A 16,985-nucleotide genomic window follows, 5' to 3' on the forward strand; every position below is an offset into this window, starting at 1 on the left:
AAAATCGTGCAAAACAAAGCAATACAAAAGATTTCTGAACTTGCAGAATCGGTCCTTACCAACACCGATTTCTTCCTCGTCGAGGTCGAAATTAAGGGTAACAAGGAGCCCGTTATCTGGGTGTATATTGATGCCGACGATCGTGGTGTTAATATGGACGAGTGTGCGGAAGTAAGCAGGGAGCTGAGCTTCCTGATGGACGCTCACGACATGTTTCCGGGTGGATATCGTATCAATGTATCTTCTCCAGGAGTTACCAGACCGCTTTCAGATAAAAGGCAGTATCCAAAGAATAAAGGAAGAAAGGCAAAGGTAAAATATAAAGTCGACGGTGAATACCTCAAGATCGAGGGTATTTTACAGGATGTCGATGATAATGATATTGCGATTGAGCAGGAAGACGGATCGGTCCTGAAGCTACATTATGATCAGCTGGTAGAAACAAAAATAATACCTACAATTTAGAAAGTAACTGAGTAAACTGATGCAAACAGATATTTCGAAACAAATTATTCAGTCTTTTGCCGAAATAGCAAAAGACAAAGACATTGATAAGGATTTACTGTTATCCATACTGGAAGATGTATTCCGTACGATGATTCGCAAGAAGTATGGTGATGATGAAGCCTTTGAAGTGATCATCAATGCAGACCGCGGTGATATTCAGATTTTGCACGTCAGGGAAGTGGTTCCCAAAGAGGAGCTCACCGATGAGGTAAATGAAATTACCCTGGAAGAAGCCCTGAAGTATGATCCCGATCTCGAATTGTATGATGAATATGCGCAGGAACTTTCTATACAGGATTTCGGTCGCCGTGCGGTCATGATGGCCCGTCAGCAACTGGCTCAGCGCATTCGTGAAATTGAGAAAGACAATATTTTCGAAGAATACTCCGACCGCGTTGGAGAAATAGTTCTCGGTGATGTCTACCAGATTCGCAGCCGTGACATGCTGGTAAACCATAATGGCGTGGAGCTGGTACTGCCCAAAAGCGAACAGATCTACAAGGATCGCTACCGCAAAGGAGACACCATACGAGCCGTTGTCAAGGAGGTTAAGCGTTACAATGGGAATCCATCGGTGATTATTTCCCGTACTTCTCCGCTATTTCTGGAAAGACTTTTTGAAAATGAGATTCCGGAAGTATTCGACGGAATCATTGATCTGGAGCGCATCGCCCGCGAACCGGGAGATCGCTCGAAGGTAGCTGTAGTTTCTCATGATGAGCGCGTGGATCCGGTTGGTGCATGTGTCGGCATGAAAGGAATACGCATTCATGCCATAGTTAGAGAGCTTCAGAATGAGAATATCGATGTCATTAACTACAGCGATGATAAATTTGAATTTATCAAGCGTGCACTTCAGCCTGCGAAAGTACTTAGTGTTGAGTTGAGTGAAGATGGAGAACATGCCAAGGTTCTTGTTCCTGCCGATGAGGTATCCAAAGCTATCGGTAAAGGCGGGGTTAACATCCGTCTTGCATCGAAACTCACTGAATGTGAAATAGATGTTTATCGTGAAGTTGAAGAGGAAGATGATATCGACCTGAAGGAGTTTGAAGTAGACTTTGGAGCGGATGTCATCGAAATGCTCCACGAAATCGGCTGCGATACAGCACGCGCGGTCCTCGAGCTGGATGAAGAGGAAATTGTTCGGAGAACCGAAGGAAAGATTAATCCGGAAGAAGCCGAACGAATCATCGACATCATCGCGTATGAATTTGAAGACGAACAATAAGAAGTCACTTAACCGGACCTTTAATAATTGTCCCATTACAAAAATAAACAGTACCTTCTTATTTTAATGCGTAGCCGCTATTTGCGGTCAGAAATACTTAGTTCCATTTAATTACATTTATGTCGCCAAACGATAGACCAAAAAAACTTTTCAAAGTTGCATCTGAATACAACGTCTCTACACAATCTATAGTAGATGCGCTGGCAGAAGAAGGCTTTGATGTAGCCAATAAGCCGAATTCCAAGATTACCCCGGAAATGTACGAGGTTCTCGAGGAAACCTATGGTGTAGACAAGGCTAAGAGTCAAGAGCATATCAAAGCACGCCAGGAGTATGAAAACAGGCGTAATCAGATACACGCCAGTAGAAATGAAAGTGTATCTATAGATGACTACCTGGAGCCCCTCGATGAAGAGCTGCCGTTGGAGCCTCAGGATGATTTTGAAGAAGACGAAGGCACTATCGAAGGTCTTATTCCGCAAGATGAAGAAGAGGAAGCTACGGTAGAAGCAGAAGAGACAGAGGAGGTTGAAGAAACTGAAGAGGAAGTAGCCGAAGAATCGGAAGAGACCCAGGAAGCTGAACCTGAAGCAGAAGAGAAAAAGAAAGAAAAAGAGGAAGTTGAAACTGCTGAAGAGGTTGAAACGGAAGCCGAATCAGAGGAAGAAGATACTCCAGAGGAAGATGATATCGAAGATGCTGAAGATACTGAAGAAGCTGAAGAGATTGCAGCTGAGGCCGATGAAGAAGATGATGAAGACGAGCAAGAGGACGAAGTACCCGAAGAGGATGAAGAAGATGATGAAGACGAGCAAGAGGACGAAGTACCCGAAGAGGATGAAGAAGATGATGAAGACGAGCAAGAGGACGAAGTACCCGAAGAGGATGAAGAAGATGATGAAGACGAGGACGAAGAAGACGTCATTAGAGGGCGTGCCGGTCGACTTAAAGGTACAAAAGTTCTCGGTAAAGTTGATGTAGGTAATCAGCCAAAGCGCCGGAAGAAAAGAAAGCGACGTAAGGACCGAGACGAAAGTGATGATGACTCTTCCAAGAGTAAAAGAAAGAGTAAGAAAGAGAAAAAGAAACGTAAGAAAAGAAAAGGACGCGGTAGTCGGGTAGAAGAAGAAGACGTCGAGCAAAAGCTTAAGGAAACCATGCAGAAGATGAAGTCTTCTGAAACCGTGGGTAGCCGGCGCCAGAAAAGAAGACGCCAGCGTAAGGAAGAGCGTGAGGAAGAAGAACAGCTTCAGGCAGAAATGGAAGAGCTTGAAGATGAGATCATTGAAGTTACCGAGTTTATTACGGTGAGTGATCTGGCAGATATAATGGATGTTAAGACCAATGATGTCATCACAACTTGCATGAATCTGGGCATGATGGTATCCATCAACCAGCGTCTGGATGCCAGTACCATAGAACTTGTTGCCGAAGAGTACGGCTTTGAAGTAGAGTTTGTCGATGCCGATGAAGCCATTGAAGAGATTGAGCTTGAAGAGGATGATCCGGAAGATCTAGAGCCTCGCGCACCGATCATTACAGTCATGGGTCACGTTGACCACGGTAAAACTTCCCTGCTCGATTACATCCGTAAAGCGCAGGTTGCTGAAGGCGAGGCCGGAGGTATTACCCAGCACGTAGGAGCTTATGAAATTCAGACTGATGATGGTAGAAACATAACATTCCTCGATACGCCGGGTCACGAGGCCTTTACTGCAATGCGTTCACGCGGTGCCCAGGCAACGGATATTGTAATACTGGTTGTTGCAGCTGATGATGCGGTGATGCCGCAGACAGTTGAGGCTATCAACCACGCCAAAGCAGCCGGTGTTTCCATTATTGTAGCTATTAACAAGATTGACAAGGAGGGAGCAAATCCCGACAAAATCAAGCAGCAACTAACTGAACATGATGTCATCGTTGAGGAGTATGGCGGTAACAATCAGGTTGCTGAGGTATCTGCAAAAACCGGTGAAGGTATTCCGGAACTGCTTGAAAAGGTACTCATAGAATCTGAACTGATGGAATTGAAGGCCAATCCAAACCGACGTGCTGATGGTGTGGTACTTGAGGCTCGTGTGGACAAAGGAAAGGGTACGGTTGCCAATATCCTTGTTCAGAATGGAACACTTAAGATTGGTGATCCTTTTGTTGCGGGACCTTGCTTCGGACGTGTACGTGCCATGGAAAATGAGCATGGCGAAAGAATTGAGAAAGCCGGTCCATCACAACCTGTGCAGCTAATGGGTTTTGATGATATTCCACAAGCCGGTGATAAGCTGGTGGTCACAGAAGATGAAAAGATGGCCAAAGAAGTTGCTAATCAAAGGCAGCAAATTCGTCGTGAGCAGGAACTTAGAAGAACCAAACACCTTACCCTTGATGACCTATCCCGCAGAATGGCACTGGGTGAAGTTTCCGAGTTGAATATTATTATTAAAGCCGATGTAGACGGATCTATTGAGGCACTCTCCGGAGCACTGCAGAAGATCAGTACCGACGAGGTCAGCGTAAATATTATACATACCGGTGCCGGTGCCATAACCGAATCCGATGTGCTGCTTGCTTCCGCTTCCGATGCTATTATTATCGGTTTCCAGGTACGGCCTACCTCAAATGCCCGTAAAGTTGCCGAGGAAGAAGAGATTGATATTCGACTCTTCAGCGTAATCTATGATGCCGTTGATGAAGTGAAAGATGCTATGGAAGGACTCTTGTCACCGGATATCAGTGAAAAACTGGTCGGTAATGCAGAAGTCCGCGAAATATTCAAAGTCTCCAAAGTCGGTACCATTGCCGGTTGCTATGTAACAGACGGTAAAGTCCTCAGGAATAATCCTGTACGCGTGGTAAGAGATGGCGTCGTTATTTATGATGGGGAAATCGATGCCCTCAAGCGATTTAAAGACGATGTCAAAGAAGTACAAACCGGATATGAGTGCGGTATCAGCATAGTCAACTACAACGACTTGAAAGTAGGAGACGTCATCGAAAACTACGAAGTTGTTGAAGAGAAGAGAAAGCTTGAAGATGCACGAAGCTTCGATGACGCTGAAGTTTAAATCCTAAGATATATATGAGTATTCGAACTGAGCGGCTTGCTGCTGTCATACAGCGTGACCTTGGAAATATTATTCAACAGAGCTATCAGAAGAGCGGGTCATTTATTACCGTCACCCAGGTTGAGGTGACTCAGGATCTGCTTATCGCGAAAGTATTTCTCAGTATTTATGCACCGGGTAAAGATGAAGACGCCATTTTCTCCAATCTGGTTGAGCATAATGCCTCCATCCGTAAAGAGTTGGCCTCTAAAATAAGACACCAGGTTCGCCGCATCCCGGAACTGCATTTCAATAAGGATGAAAGTGCCGAGTACGTGGATAAAATGGAGAATCTCTTTGATCAGATCCGAGAGGAGAGAAAACAGCGCTCAACCGGAGAGGAAGAGTAATCCATATTCTCACCCACCAGCATGGCAAGAGCCATTCCCATTGATAAACTGCCGGTCTATTCTAAACAAAACCTGCCGGACCCTGCTTTTGATTATTCACAAGGTGCTGCCTTTCTTATTAGCAAGCCTAAAAAGTGGAGCAGTTTTGATGTCGTAAAACATTTACGCAAATGTGTGGATCTTAGAAAAATCGGCCATGCCGGAACACTTGACCCAATGGCTACCGGGTTGTTAATACTTTGCACAGGTAAAGGCACAAAATCGATATCAGAGATTCAATCGAAGCCTAAAGAATACATCGGTGAGATTACTTTCGGCGCTTCAACACCCAGCCATGATGCCGAAACAGAAATTGAGGATAGAGCAGAATTTGATCACATAACAAGGGAACAGATTGAGAAAGCCCTGGAGAACCGCTTTAGCGGACAGATTATTCAAATTCCACCCATGTACTCTGCTTTGAAGCATAATGGGACGCCTTTGTACAAGTTGGCCAGGAAAGGCAAAGAGGTTAAGCGAACTCCCAGGCAGGTTATTATTTATGAAACGAAGATTTTAGAATTCCGGAACCCTCAACTGACCTTATATGTAAAATGCAGTAAAGGCACCTATATTCGAACCTTAGCATATGATCTGGGAAAAGCTGTGGATTCCTTGGCTCATCTAACCGGTCTGAAACGTACTTCCATCGGTGATTTTCAAAATGAGGATGCACTTAGCATAGAGAAATTAAATGCGATATTTCTGGATAAGTAAATTAAATCAACATCTGAATTTAATCGTTAGAAATGGCAGATCTTGTTTACCTGAATGATGTAACGCATGATGCTAATTCTGTGGTTACCGTTGGCACCTTTGACGGTGTACACGCGGGTCATCGTGCAATTATGGATACTGTGCTTCGAAAAGCTGAGGAGCGTAATGCCCGCAGCGTTATCGTAACTTTTGATCCTCATCCCAGAGAGATTATCAATCCCGGAGATGCAGGGATAAAATTGCTTACCACACTTCCGGAGCGCCGGGAAATACTGGAAGAACTGGGTATCGACCGAATGGTGGTAATTCCTTTTGATCGGGATTTTTCATTATTGAGCTCAGAAGAGTTTATAAGGGATATCATCTATGGAAAAATTGGTGTCGCTGAATTTGTTATCGGTTACGACCATCATTTTGGCAAGGATAGGGAAGGGTCTATCGAAACGGTGGAGCAACTAGGCAAAGAGCTGGGTTTTGAAACCTATGTTGTATCAAAAAGAGAAGTAGGAGCAAAAACCGTTAGCAGTACGGCAATCAGAAATGCAATAAGCGAGAAGGGGGATGTTGAAGAAGCGGCAGAATTTCTGCAAAGGCTCTACCGATTAAACGGAACAGTTATTCATGGAGACAAAAGAGGGAAGGAGATCGGATATCCAACGGCCAATATCAAACCTGAGGATAGCCGGAAGATTATACCAAAAGACGGAGTCTATGCGGTCGATGTTCGCTATGAGGGAAAATGGTACCACGGTATGATGAATATAGGTACGCGACCGACCTTCGATGAACAAGTACGTTCCCTGGAGGTTCACCTCTTTGATTTTGATGAAGAAATCTATGGTAAGGAAGTGCAGGTACGGTTCGTTAAAAGGATCAGGGATGAAAAAAAATTCTCAAGTGTGGACGAACTTATAAGCCAGTTGCAGAAGGATGAAAAAGAGGCAAAAGAAATACTTGAGAGGCATTAAAAATATTGCAAACCTGCCCGGTAAATCTTATCTTTGCACGCTATAATGATAATAGAAACGTGTCGTTTACGTAAAGAAAATCAGAACTTAGATAACACATGTCGATAACTAAAGAACAGAAAGAAGAAATTGTTAAAAAATACGGCGGATCCGAAGAAAATACGGGATCTACCGAAGCTCAAATAGCCATATTCACGGCTAGAATCAACGATTTGACCGATCACCTCAAAGATAATCAGCAGGATCATGCTTCTCGCAGAGGTTTGCTGAAAATGGTTGGGAAGCGTCGCCGTTTGCTCAACTATCTCAAGAAAAAAGATATTGAGAAATATCGTGAACTTATTGGTGATCTTGGTATCAGGAAGTAATTATTTGAGGCACGTTTAATACGTGCCTTTTTTATATTGGTACATCACTGGCATATCGCATGGTTTGAGGGATATTATCCTTTCTGATTTTCCTCAATCAATTGTAGCAGAAGGTTTCAGTTTGAAACCTCGCAGTCAACAAGACAGAACATAAATTAGAATAGAAGTTATTGGTAAATACGATGAAAGAAGAATTTAAAAGTGTAGAATTCGCTCCTGGTAAAACCTTATCAGTGGAAACAGGACGAATTGCAAAACAAGCTGACGGTTGCGTAACCGTTCGAATGGGCGATACAATGGTGCTTTGCACCGCTGTCAGTGCAAAAGAACCAAAACCGGGACAGGATTTTTTCCCTCTGACCGTAGACTTGCGAGAGAGTTTCTCTGCAGGCGGTAAATTTCCAGGCGGTTTTATTAAGCGGGAAGGACGTCCTTCGGAAAAGGAAATCTTGTCAAGTCGGTTGATTGACCGCACCATCCGACCGTTGTTTCCCAAAAATTACAGATGTGAAACACAAATTATCTGTTCCGTGCTTTCTTCCGATGGAGAAAACGACGGAGATGTATTGGGAGGTTTTGGCGCCTCAGCCGCATTGCACATTTCAGATGCACCTTTCGACGGACCCTCCGCTGAAGTCAGAGTAGGACGTGTTGACGGAGAATTCGTCATCAACCCTACCGTATCTGAACTCAAGGAAAGTGATATCGACATGATTGTTGGCGGTACTGCCGAAAGCGTGTTGATGATGGAAGGCGAGATGGAAGAGATATCTGAAGCCGAAATGCTGGACGCCATAAAAGCGGCCCACCAATCCATTATAAAGCTTTGTGAATTCCAGGAAGAGCTTCGCGAAGAATTCGGTAAAGAAAAGCGGGTATTTGAACCTGAGCCCGTTGATGAGGATCTGAAAGCTAAAGTTCATGAGAAAGCGGAAGACCGGGTACGTGAGCTGGTCAATACCGGTCTTGGAAAAGAAGAATACAATGAAGGCCTTAAGAATATCAAAGATTCGGTAGCTGAAGAGTTAACCGAGCTTGAAGAGTATGAAGAAGAAGGAGATACCATTAAAGGAATTGTCGGTGATATTGAAACCGATCAGCTTCGAAACATGGTACTTGAAAAGAAACGTCGCATCGATGGTCGTTCACCTGAAGATATCCGTGATATCTGGACCCAGGTAGGCTATCTTGCCAGAACTCATGGTTCTGCAATCTTCACCAGGGGCGAGACACAGGCTCTGGTTTCTGTAACACTGGGTACCAAGAAAGACGCCCAGGCAGTAGATACGCTGCTGGTGGAAGAGGATAAAAACTTTTTCCTTCACTATAATTTCCCCCCGTATTGCGTAGGTGAAGCCGGATTCCTTCGTGGACCCGGACGACGTGAAATCGGTCACGGACACCTTGCAGAACGGGCTATCAAAAAACTGATGCCGTCCTTTGAGGATTTCGGTTACGTTATTCGTGTGATCTCTGATATCACCGAATCCAACGGATCATCTTCCATGGCTTCTGTTTGTGGCGGTTCAATGGCCCTTATGGATGCCGGTGTTCCTCTTAAAAAGCCTGTTGCAGGTATTGCAATGGGTATGATTGTAGGAGAAAATGACCAGGTTGTACTATCCGACATCCGCGGGGAAGAAGACTTCATGGGCGACATGGACTTCAAAACTGCAGGAAGCTCCGAAGGATTGACAGCCTGCCAGATGGATATGAAAGTCAGAGGCATCTCCTTTGAAGTACTTGAAGAGGCATTGCAACAAGCTCACGAGGGTCGTTTGCATATCCTCGAAAAAATGGCCGAGACAATCTCTCGACCAAAAGACAACATTTCAGAATATGCTCCTCAGTTCATCAATATGACCATTGACGGTGACCAAATCGGTGCAGTTATTGGTCCTGGCGGTAAAGTTATTCAGACTCTCCAGAAAGAGACTGATACGGAGATCTGGGTTGAAGAAGATGATGAAACCGGTAAGGGTAAAATTACCATTACAGCTAATGATCTTGCCAAAGCTGAAGAAGCCAAGAAGAGAATTCAGGGCATAGTCGGACAGCTTGATGAAGGAGCTACCTATCAAGGTGTGGTTAAAGCCATCAAGGAATACGGAGCTTTCGTTGAGATTGTCCCCGGAAAAGACGGACTGCTTCACGTTTCGGAAATCAGTCACGAGCATGTTAAGAATGTTAGTGATGTGCTCTCCGTTGGAGATGAAATTGAAGTCAAGCTGCTGAAAGTTGAACACGGTGGTAAGCTTCGTCTCTCCAGAAAAGCACTTATTCCTAAAAACGGAGAAGAAGAATAGAAATCATTACAAGATACAAGGTAAGCTTTGTATATTTAGCGCCATCTTGTTAATTCAAGGTGGCGCTTTTAATTGACAGCAATAGCTAAGTCCTTGTAACTGGCTAAAGAGTCTTGGACCTATCTTAGGTCAACTCTTTACCCAATTTATCTGAAATTTAGATTAATATATTACTGTAACATAAACACATGCAGAACCTTAGGGAAATTGATTTTGTAGAAAAAACAAAACTGGATAACGGCTTGAAGGTAGTCACCGAGAAGGTTGAAAGCGTAAAAAGTGTATCAGTCGGTATCTGGGTTAAGACCGGCAGTCGAAATGAAACGGCCAAACAGGCAGGCATTACTCATTTTTTGGAACACATGCTCTTTAAAGGCACCGAAACGCGCTCATCCTACGACATAGCCATGAGTATGGAATCGGTAGGAGGTTATCTGAATGCATTCACCTCCTCAGAATACACATGTTATTATTCCAGGTGCCTGAATACCCAAATGGATAAAGCCCTGGATGTGCTTTCTGACATGGTTCTTCACCCATCATTTCCGCAGGAAGAGGTTGAGAAGGAGAAGAAAGTGGTCATCGAAGAGATGAAAATGTACCGCGACAGTCCTGACGACTACCTCTTTGAGGAGTTCAGTAACAAGCTATTTGAAGGGCATCCACTGGGTAGACCTATCATCGGTTTTGAGGAGACGGTTTCAGCTTTTACACGAGATGATCTGTATGAGTATATGGAAGAACGGTACCAACCTTGGAACTTGCTTATAGCAGTTGCAGGTAACAGCGATCACGAGAAAGTGGTTGATATGGTATCCGACTATTTTGGCAATCTTCCGGCCAAAGGCGAAGATTCAGATAATGAGAGCTTAACCCCTTACAAGGTCTCTAACCAGCGTCTCACTAAAGATATTGAACAGACACATCTCATATTGGGTCGCAGGGGGCTGGATTATGATCACGATGATAAGTACCGCCTGTTGCTTGCCAATACGGTATTGGGCGGTGGTATGAGTTCGAGGCTGCATCAAAACGTCCGGGAAAAATACGGTTATTGCTATTCTATTAACACATTTAACCAGTCTTATCAGGATACCGGGGTTTACGGTGTTTACGTAGGAACGGATAAGGACTATGTGAAACATGTGAGAAAGCTTATTGAGAATGAATTGCAAAAACTGCAGCAAGAAGAGATTCCCGAACAAGAGCTGCAGGAGGCCAAATCACAATTAAAGGGTAAACTTATGCTATCACTTGAAAGCATGAGTAATCGCATGTCCCGATTGGCCAAAAGTGAATTGTATTTTAACCGTTTTGTTACCCTCGATGAGCTTACACAGAATATTGACGGTGTTGAGGCGGGGGAGGTGCAATCTTTTGCCCAAAACTTTTTTGATAAGGACCAATTTTCAGAAGCAATTTTATTACCAGAAAATTAACTATTTCCCAGAGGTACAGAAAAGTTATAAGCGACGAAGAATATTTCTTTGCGAAACATTGAACTTCTCTGTAGTTCTCTGTGGTACAACAGTATATTTTGATTTAAAATGATCTATATAAACAAACTTTCCGAGCATGTCGATGAAGAGGTAACCCTAAAAGGCTGGGTGTATAACTACAGAAGCAGTAAAAATCTATACTTTTTGGAACTTCGCGACGGTTCCGGAATCTGCCAGTGTGTTGTCTCAAAAGATGATGTGAGTGAAGATACATGGGAAGCGGCCGACACCCTTCGCCAAGAAAGCTCGCTGGAAGTTACCGGTAAGGTCGTTGAAGACGAACGCAGCATCGGGGGATATGAACTCCAGGTGTCCGATATTAATGTTATTCAGGTCGCCGAAGATTATCCCATTACCCCTAAGGAACACGGCGTTGAATTCTTGATGGAGAATCGACACCTGTGGCTACGCAGTCAGAAGCAGTGGGCGGCAATGCGGGTACGTAATGAGATTATATATGCCATCCATACTTTTTTTCAGGAGCGTGGTTTTGTTCAAATGGATGCTCCCATCTTTACAGGAAACGCGGCCGAAGGAACCACCAATCTTTTTGAAACCGAATATTTTGATGAAAAAGCGTATCTGACTCAGTCAGGGCAGCTTTATGGTGAAGCAATGGCGATGGCTCACGGACTGATTTATACGTTTGGTCCTACCTTCCGGGCTGAAAAAAGCAAAACACGCCGGCATCTTACAGAATTCTGGATGATAGAACCTGAGATGGCTTTTTATGACCTGAACATGGATATGGACCTCGCGGAAGATTTTATCAAATTTATTGTAAAGCAGGTAGTGGAACGCCGTTCTGAAGAACTGGAAATTTTGGAACGGGATACCGAAAATCTTGAGAAAACCATTTCCGATGATTTCCCACGCATATCGTACAGTGAAGCCGTAGAAACCCTTAAAAGTGAAGAAACGGCCCAAATGCTGGATGAAATGGCGGAATCCAGAAAGCAAGAGCGCAAAGAACTGATGGAAGAGCGTGAGGAAATTGAGAAAGAACATGGGTCGGCGAAAAAGTGGAGAAAAGCACAGATAGATCAGCGTATCAAGGAGATCGCAGGCAGGGTTGACCAGATTGAGGAAGATCTGCGAAATATCCCTACCTGGAAACAGTCGGCCCTGAACTTTGAATGGGGAGAGGATTTCGGTGGAAGTGACGAAACAATTCTCACCATGAAATATGAGACTCCAATTATAGTTCACAGGTATCCGGCAGAGATTAAGGCCTTCTACATGAAACGGGACCCTGAAGATAATAAGCTTGCCTTAGCTATGGACGTACTTGCACCGGAAGGGTATGGTGAGATCATCGGTGGTAGTGAACGCGAGGATAGCCTGGAAGTCCTTAAAAAGCGTATAAAAGGACATAATCTTCCTGAGGATGTTTTTAGTTGGTATACGGATCTGCGCAAATACGGCACCGTGCCGCACTCCGGTTTCGGACTTGGCCTGGAGAGAACCGTTGCCTGGTTATGCGGAATCAGCCACGTACGAGAAACTATTCCATTTCCCCGCATGATGGGAAGACTAACACCCTAGAAGAAATTTCAAAAGAACAAAACCCTGCCGAAGGCAATCCTTTGGAGAAAGCACAAACAAATTCAAAGCTTCAATATTGAATGCTTTAAAAGGTATATCATTACAATTTGGTTTAGAAATTGGAATTTAGGATTTGTTTGTCATTTGTAATTTGAATTTTGCTATTTAAACAATTTGGCTAAAAAAACGAGCATAGAACTTTATAACGAGGCCTTGCAAGACCTTAAGTCTGAAAGCCGCAAGCCTATCTATTTCTATTGCGGTGAAGAGGAGTTCTTCCTGGCCAAAATGCAGGAACATGTTGAAGAATTAATGCCTCCTGAGCATAAAGACTTCAATCTCGATATAATTTATGCGCGTGATAAAACACCTGAACAGGTGCTAGGCATTGCACGCAGCTACCCGATGATGGCCGACAAACGCATCGTCATTGTCAGGGATTTTCTGAGCCTTAATATTAGTTCCTACAACCAGACCGGAACAGGAGGGGGACTGGATGATTTTCTGCCTTATTTTGAACAGCCAAATCCGAACACCCTTCTGGTACTTTTTGACTCAAAAAAACCATCAGGTCGAACAAAGCTTGGCAAAGCTATCAATAGCAGCAAACAAGCCAAGCTTTATGAGTTCCAGGAAGTGCCCGACTATCGCCTTCCGGATTGGATCCTGGAATGGGTGCAAGACCATTATCAACAACAGATTGAGCCTGCTGCCGCACAGATGCTGGCCCAGTATGTAGGCAGCAATCTACAGCTACTGTCCACAGAAATAGATAAAGTGTGTACTTTTGTGGACACTTCTGAATCCATCAAAGAGAGCCACATAAAAAAAGTTATTGGCCTATATCGCGAATATTCGGTGTTTGAGCTAAAAGACGCCCTCATTGAACGCAATCTTGAAAACTCCCTCTTCATTGCGGAACAGATGTTGCAACAATCTAAAGCAGACACGGGAGAAATTATTCGATCCGTGGGGTTCTTTTACAATATGTTCTCAAACATCTGGCAGATTCGCCGTCTTATTTCCCAGGGTAATACAAAACAACAGGTCAAAAACTCCATGGGAATTAACAACAGCTGGTACTTCAACAAGCTGTGGGAAGACGCTTCATACTACAGACTTAATGATATGCCGGTTGTTTTTGAGGCACTGCTTGATGCAGACAGAGCTGCGAAAGGCTTTACTAAAATGGACCCCGCAACGATTCTTCTCCTGATGATCAAACGGATTATCAACTGAATTAATAAAATACGTTGGTGACCCCGTTTAACTATAACGGCAATATGTTAATCAGGGAATCTCACAGATGGAATCTATTTCCAAGAAAAAGTTGCAACAATGTTCCGATGAAGATCTAATGGAATATTTTCAAGCAGGGTACGAACAAGCATTTAATATTCTAGTCTCACGCTTCAAAGACAGGCTTCACAACTTCCTATACCGTTATACTCACGATCACCAGGATTGCGAGGATCTGGTACAGGAAACCTTCCTAAGAGTATACAGGAGCCGCCATTCTTACGAGCGAATAGCTAAATTCTCCACCTGGATGTATACCATTGCGCTTAATCTGGCAAAAAGCCTTTACAAAAAGAAAAAGCGTATGACGACGGTGACCATCCACAAGGATGACAGTGATCCGGAAGACCGCCCGATGAAACTGGAGGATAACGATATTCTGCAAGATGACTCTCTGCATGAGAAAATGTGCATGGATCATCTTGAAAAAGCCCTCAATAAGCTCAGTGATGATTTTAAAGAGGTCGTAGTACTTCGTGATGTGCAGCAGCTGGCTTACGACGAAATTGCCGAAATTACCGACCTGCCAATGGGTACGGTAAAGTCCCGTATAAACCGTGGGAGGGCACAATTGCAGGATTTATTGGAAAGTTACGTTTATCCTGAAACAATTTCCGCGTAGTGAAGTAAGAGGGTATACAATTACCTGTTAATGTATTACCCTTTATCAAATGGAGACCGTTGACTACGCACATGATCGTCAGCTTAACGATTTTATTATAGATTTCTCGGATGGCAATCTGGATGGGATTGAGCTTCTAGTGTTCAATGAATATCTGGAATTTTCTGATCCCGTGAGGACATTTGCTGTTAAAGCAAAGAAAGGCCGTCAGTCTCTAAGAAATCATTATAAGGTTGAAGCGGCTAACGACTTCGAAGAAAAACTGGCCAAGCGAATAGCTCAAGAGAAAGAGAACCTGATTGAAATAGAATAACAAGAGATTATTCAACAGTCTGCTACGGAAACTCGAACTGACTCAATAAGCGAGTAAATTTTCCAGCTTTTCCTCTAACCTGTAATTAGCCAGGTAGCCTTTTTCCAGTTCGGTATTGAATGGTATTGGCATATCTAATGATGAGCAGCGCATAATTGGTGCATCCAGATCCTCGAAACACTCCTCTCCGATTAATGAGGATATCTCGCTCATCGGTCCCAATGTTTGAGATGGTTCCTGCAGCAGCAACACCTTGTGTGTTTTTGCAACGGTTTCTTTGATGGTCTCCATATCAAGCGGAACAAGGCTCCTTAGATCTACCACTTCCAATTCTATTCCTTTATCTGCGTACTTTTCAGCTACTTCTAAAGCCCAGTGTACACCCATGCCATAGCTTATAATACTGGCCCGGTTGCCTTCTCTGCTGATCCGGGCTCTTCCGAGCTCTTCTACCTTACAATCATCAGGGGTAGTCTCACGAATACTGCGATAGAGTTTCTTGTGCTCAAAAAACAGTACGGGATTTGGGTCTTGAAGAGCACTGTAAAGTAGATTTTGAGCGTCTTTTACAGTGGAGGGAACAACAATCTTTAAGCCGGGATGTTGCATGAACCATCCCTCGGTAGATTCTGAATGATAGGGCCCGGCACCCACACCGGCACCATGAGGAGCGCGGATGGTAATATTCAGCGGTGGCATCCAGCGATAATGAGCTTTGGCGAGGTTATTAACGATCTGATTGTAGCCGCAGGAAATGAAATCAGCAAACTGAATTTCAACTATCGGCTTGAATCCTTCCAGTGCAAGACCGATAGCACAACCAATAGCACCGGACTCAATAATAGGCGTGTTACGTATTCGTTGCTTGCCGAATTGATCAACAAATCCTTCTGTAACCTTAAATACTCCTCCATATTCAGCGATATCCTGCCCGAGCATGATATAACTGTCATCTTCCTCGAAAGCCTTTCTCAGGGAAAATTGGATGGCATCAACAAATCTTTTCTCAGAAACCGTACTCTTATTCTTATTAGAAGGTTGGGGTTTAAATGAGGTATAAACATCAGACAGTTCCTTATCACGATCAAACCTTGGTTCTTCGGCTTCAAGTGCCTTCTGAAGCGGCTCAGATATGAGTTGATCGATTTCCGACTTTAGCTCCTCAAATTGCTCCTTGTTTTCAATTATTTCATTTTTTAAAAGCCACTCTTCGTAACGGGAAATGGGATCTTTCTCTTTCCACTTTTCAAATTTTTCATCAGGTATATAGAAGGTGCCTGATGCCTCCTCATGACCTCGCATCCTGAAAGTTTTTGCTTCGATCAGTGTGGGTTTTCCTTTTAAGGCATCTTTACGGGCCTGCGCCACGGTATCCATCACTTCAAATAGGTTATTGCCATCAATGCTGATTCCATTCATTCCGTATCCCACAGCACGGTCAGCCAGACTCTCGCAGGCAAACTGCTCCCTGGTAGGCGTGGAGAGTCCATAGCCATTGTTTTCAATAATAAATATGACCGGTAATTCCCATACAGCGGCAAGATTCAATGCCTCATGAAAATCGCCTTCACTGGTAGCTCCGTCACCGCAAAAGCTTAAAGCAACAAAATTGTTCTCTTTTAGTTTTGATGCCAACCCGAGACCGCCTGCAATCGGCATGGTTGCGGCAAGGTGCGATATCATTCCTGAAATGCGATGCTCCATATCCCCAAAATGAAAAGAGCGATCTCGCCCTCCTGTAAACCCATCGGCTTTACCGAATAACTGACAAAATAGTTTATAGAAATCCACTCCACGCGTGGTAAATATCCCAAGATTTCTGTGCATGGGTAAAATGTAATCTTCATCATGAAGCACGTTGGCAATACCCACCGCAATTGCTTCCTGTCCGATCCCTGAAAACCACTTGCTAATTTTATTCTGCCTAAGCAGATTCAACATTTTTTCTTCGATGCGGCGGGGGAGTAGTAGATCACGATATAGAGATAGAGCTTTTTTATCAGATATATTTTTTTGAGGTTGAATCATTAATTATTTCGCAAAATGTTGTAATTTATATTTCTGTGATACTTTCATATGCGCGTTCTTGTAGAATATGGATAAAATCATTTTTTTAAAGA

14 protein-coding genes are annotated in these 16,985 nt (G+C 43.7%); 13 read left to right on the plus strand and 1 reads right to left on the minus strand.

All coding sequences use genetic code 11. The annotated features are described in order from the left end of the window. The first annotated feature begins 6 nt into the window (after positions 1–6). The 13 genes from G3570_RS16480 (at position 7) to G3570_RS06855 (ending at position 14,865) form a co-directional block, all read left to right on the plus strand. Positions 7–465, plus strand: coding sequence for a ribosome maturation factor RimP (locus G3570_RS16480; protein WP_165140578.1), 459 nt, complete (start codon positions 7–9; stop codon positions 463–465). A 19-nt stretch (positions 466–484) separates the two neighbouring features. Further along, positions 485–1,738 (plus strand): transcription termination factor NusA, encoded by a 1,254-nt coding sequence (gene nusA / locus G3570_RS06800; RefSeq protein ID WP_165140580.1) that lies wholly within the window; start codon positions 485–487, stop codon positions 1,736–1,738. 119 nt (positions 1,739–1,857) lie between these two features. Next, positions 1,858–4,800: a translation initiation factor IF-2 gene (gene infB, locus G3570_RS06805; RefSeq protein ID WP_165140582.1), complete on the plus strand. Its 2,943-nt coding sequence runs from the start codon at positions 1,858–1,860 to the stop codon at positions 4,798–4,800. Between the two features lie 14 nt (positions 4,801–4,814). After that, complete coding sequence (gene rbfA, locus G3570_RS06810) at positions 4,815–5,189, plus strand: 30S ribosome-binding factor RbfA (RefSeq protein WP_165140584.1); 375 nt, start codon at positions 4,815–4,817, stop codon at positions 5,187–5,189. Between the two features lie 21 nt (positions 5,190–5,210). After that, entirely contained in the window at positions 5,211–5,945 is a 735-nt protein-coding gene (gene truB / locus G3570_RS06815) for a tRNA pseudouridine(55) synthase TruB (protein WP_165140586.1), read from the plus strand. 32 nt (positions 5,946–5,977) lie between these two features. Then, positions 5,978–6,913, plus strand: a complete 936-nt coding sequence (locus G3570_RS06820) for a bifunctional riboflavin kinase/FAD synthetase (RefSeq protein ID WP_165140588.1) — start codon at positions 5,978–5,980, stop codon at positions 6,911–6,913. Positions 6,914–7,011: 98 nt separating this feature from the next. Next, positions 7,012–7,281, plus strand: coding sequence for a 30S ribosomal protein S15 (gene rpsO, locus G3570_RS06825; protein WP_165140590.1), 270 nt, complete (start codon positions 7,012–7,014; stop codon positions 7,279–7,281). Positions 7,282–7,463: 182 nt separating this feature from the next. Then, a complete protein-coding gene (gene pnp, locus G3570_RS06830) occupies positions 7,464–9,587 on the plus strand; it encodes a polyribonucleotide nucleotidyltransferase (protein WP_165140592.1) in 2,124 nt (707 codons plus the stop codon). A gap of 188 nt (positions 9,588–9,775) precedes the next feature. After that, positions 9,776–11,026 carry a M16 family metallopeptidase gene (locus G3570_RS06835; RefSeq protein WP_165140594.1) on the plus strand — a complete coding sequence of 417 codons (1,251 nt, stop codon included), beginning with the start codon at positions 9,776–9,778 and terminating at the stop codon, positions 11,024–11,026. Positions 11,027–11,134: 108 nt separating this feature from the next. Next, the gene (locus G3570_RS06840; RefSeq protein WP_165140596.1) at positions 11,135–12,631 is read left to right on the plus strand and encodes an asparagine--tRNA ligase; all 1,497 of its coding nucleotides are present in this window, start codon (positions 11,135–11,137) and stop codon (positions 12,629–12,631) included. 174 nt (positions 12,632–12,805) lie between these two features. Further along, entirely contained in the window at positions 12,806–13,870 is a 1,065-nt protein-coding gene (holA, locus tag G3570_RS06845; RefSeq protein WP_165140598.1) for a DNA polymerase III subunit delta, read from the plus strand. A gap of 67 nt (positions 13,871–13,937) precedes the next feature. Continuing rightward, a complete protein-coding gene (locus G3570_RS06850) occupies positions 13,938–14,552 on the plus strand; it encodes a sigma-70 family RNA polymerase sigma factor (RefSeq protein WP_165140600.1) in 615 nt (204 codons plus the stop codon). Positions 14,553–14,601: 49 nt separating this feature from the next. After that, positions 14,602–14,865 carry a hypothetical protein gene (locus G3570_RS06855; protein WP_165140602.1) on the plus strand — a complete coding sequence of 88 codons (264 nt, stop codon included), beginning with the start codon at positions 14,602–14,604 and terminating at the stop codon, positions 14,863–14,865. A gap of 42 nt (positions 14,866–14,907) precedes the next feature. Here the strand turns inward: G3570_RS06855 and G3570_RS06860 are convergent, their stop codons facing one another. Continuing rightward, entirely contained in the window at positions 14,908–16,893 is a 1,986-nt protein-coding gene (locus G3570_RS06860; protein ID WP_165140604.1) for an alpha-ketoacid dehydrogenase subunit alpha/beta, read from the minus strand. Positions 16,894–16,985 lie beyond the last annotated feature (92 nt).

It is taken from the genome of Halalkalibaculum roseum, assembly GCF_011059145.1.
Taxonomy (GTDB): domain Bacteria; phylum Bacteroidota; class Rhodothermia; order Balneolales; family Balneolaceae; genus Halalkalibaculum; species Halalkalibaculum roseum.

What these genes read in the sequence shown, in the direction of transcription:
- nusA (WP_165140580.1), top strand. Translation starts at nt 485, where the DNA reads ATGCAAACAGATATTTCGAAACAAATTATTCAGTCTTTTGCCGAAATA.
- infB (WP_165140582.1), top strand. Translation starts at nt 1,858, where the DNA reads ATGTCGCCAAACGATAGACCAAAAAAACTTTTCAAAGTTGCATCTGAA.
- rbfA (WP_165140584.1), top strand. Translation starts at nt 4,815, where the DNA reads ATGAGTATTCGAACTGAGCGGCTTGCTGCTGTCATACAGCGTGACCTT.
- truB (WP_165140586.1), top strand. Translation starts at nt 5,211, where the DNA reads ATGGCAAGAGCCATTCCCATTGATAAACTGCCGGTCTATTCTAAACAA.
- G3570_RS06820 (WP_165140588.1), top strand. Translation starts at nt 5,978, where the DNA reads ATGGCAGATCTTGTTTACCTGAATGATGTAACGCATGATGCTAATTCT.
- rpsO (WP_165140590.1), top strand. Translation starts at nt 7,012, where the DNA reads ATGTCGATAACTAAAGAACAGAAAGAAGAAATTGTTAAAAAATACGGC.
- pnp (WP_165140592.1), top strand. Translation starts at nt 7,464, where the DNA reads ATGAAAGAAGAATTTAAAAGTGTAGAATTCGCTCCTGGTAAAACCTTA.
- G3570_RS06835 (WP_165140594.1), top strand. Translation starts at nt 9,776, where the DNA reads ATGCAGAACCTTAGGGAAATTGATTTTGTAGAAAAAACAAAACTGGAT.
- G3570_RS06840 (WP_165140596.1), top strand. Translation starts at nt 11,135, where the DNA reads ATGATCTATATAAACAAACTTTCCGAGCATGTCGATGAAGAGGTAACC.
- G3570_RS06850 (WP_165140600.1), top strand. Translation starts at nt 13,938, where the DNA reads ATGGAATCTATTTCCAAGAAAAAGTTGCAACAATGTTCCGATGAAGAT.
- G3570_RS06855 (WP_165140602.1), top strand. Translation starts at nt 14,602, where the DNA reads ATGGAGACCGTTGACTACGCACATGATCGTCAGCTTAACGATTTTATT.
- G3570_RS06860 (WP_165140604.1), bottom strand. Translation starts at nt 16,893, where the DNA reads ATGATTCAACCTCAAAAAAATATATCTGATAAAAAAGCTCTATCTCTA.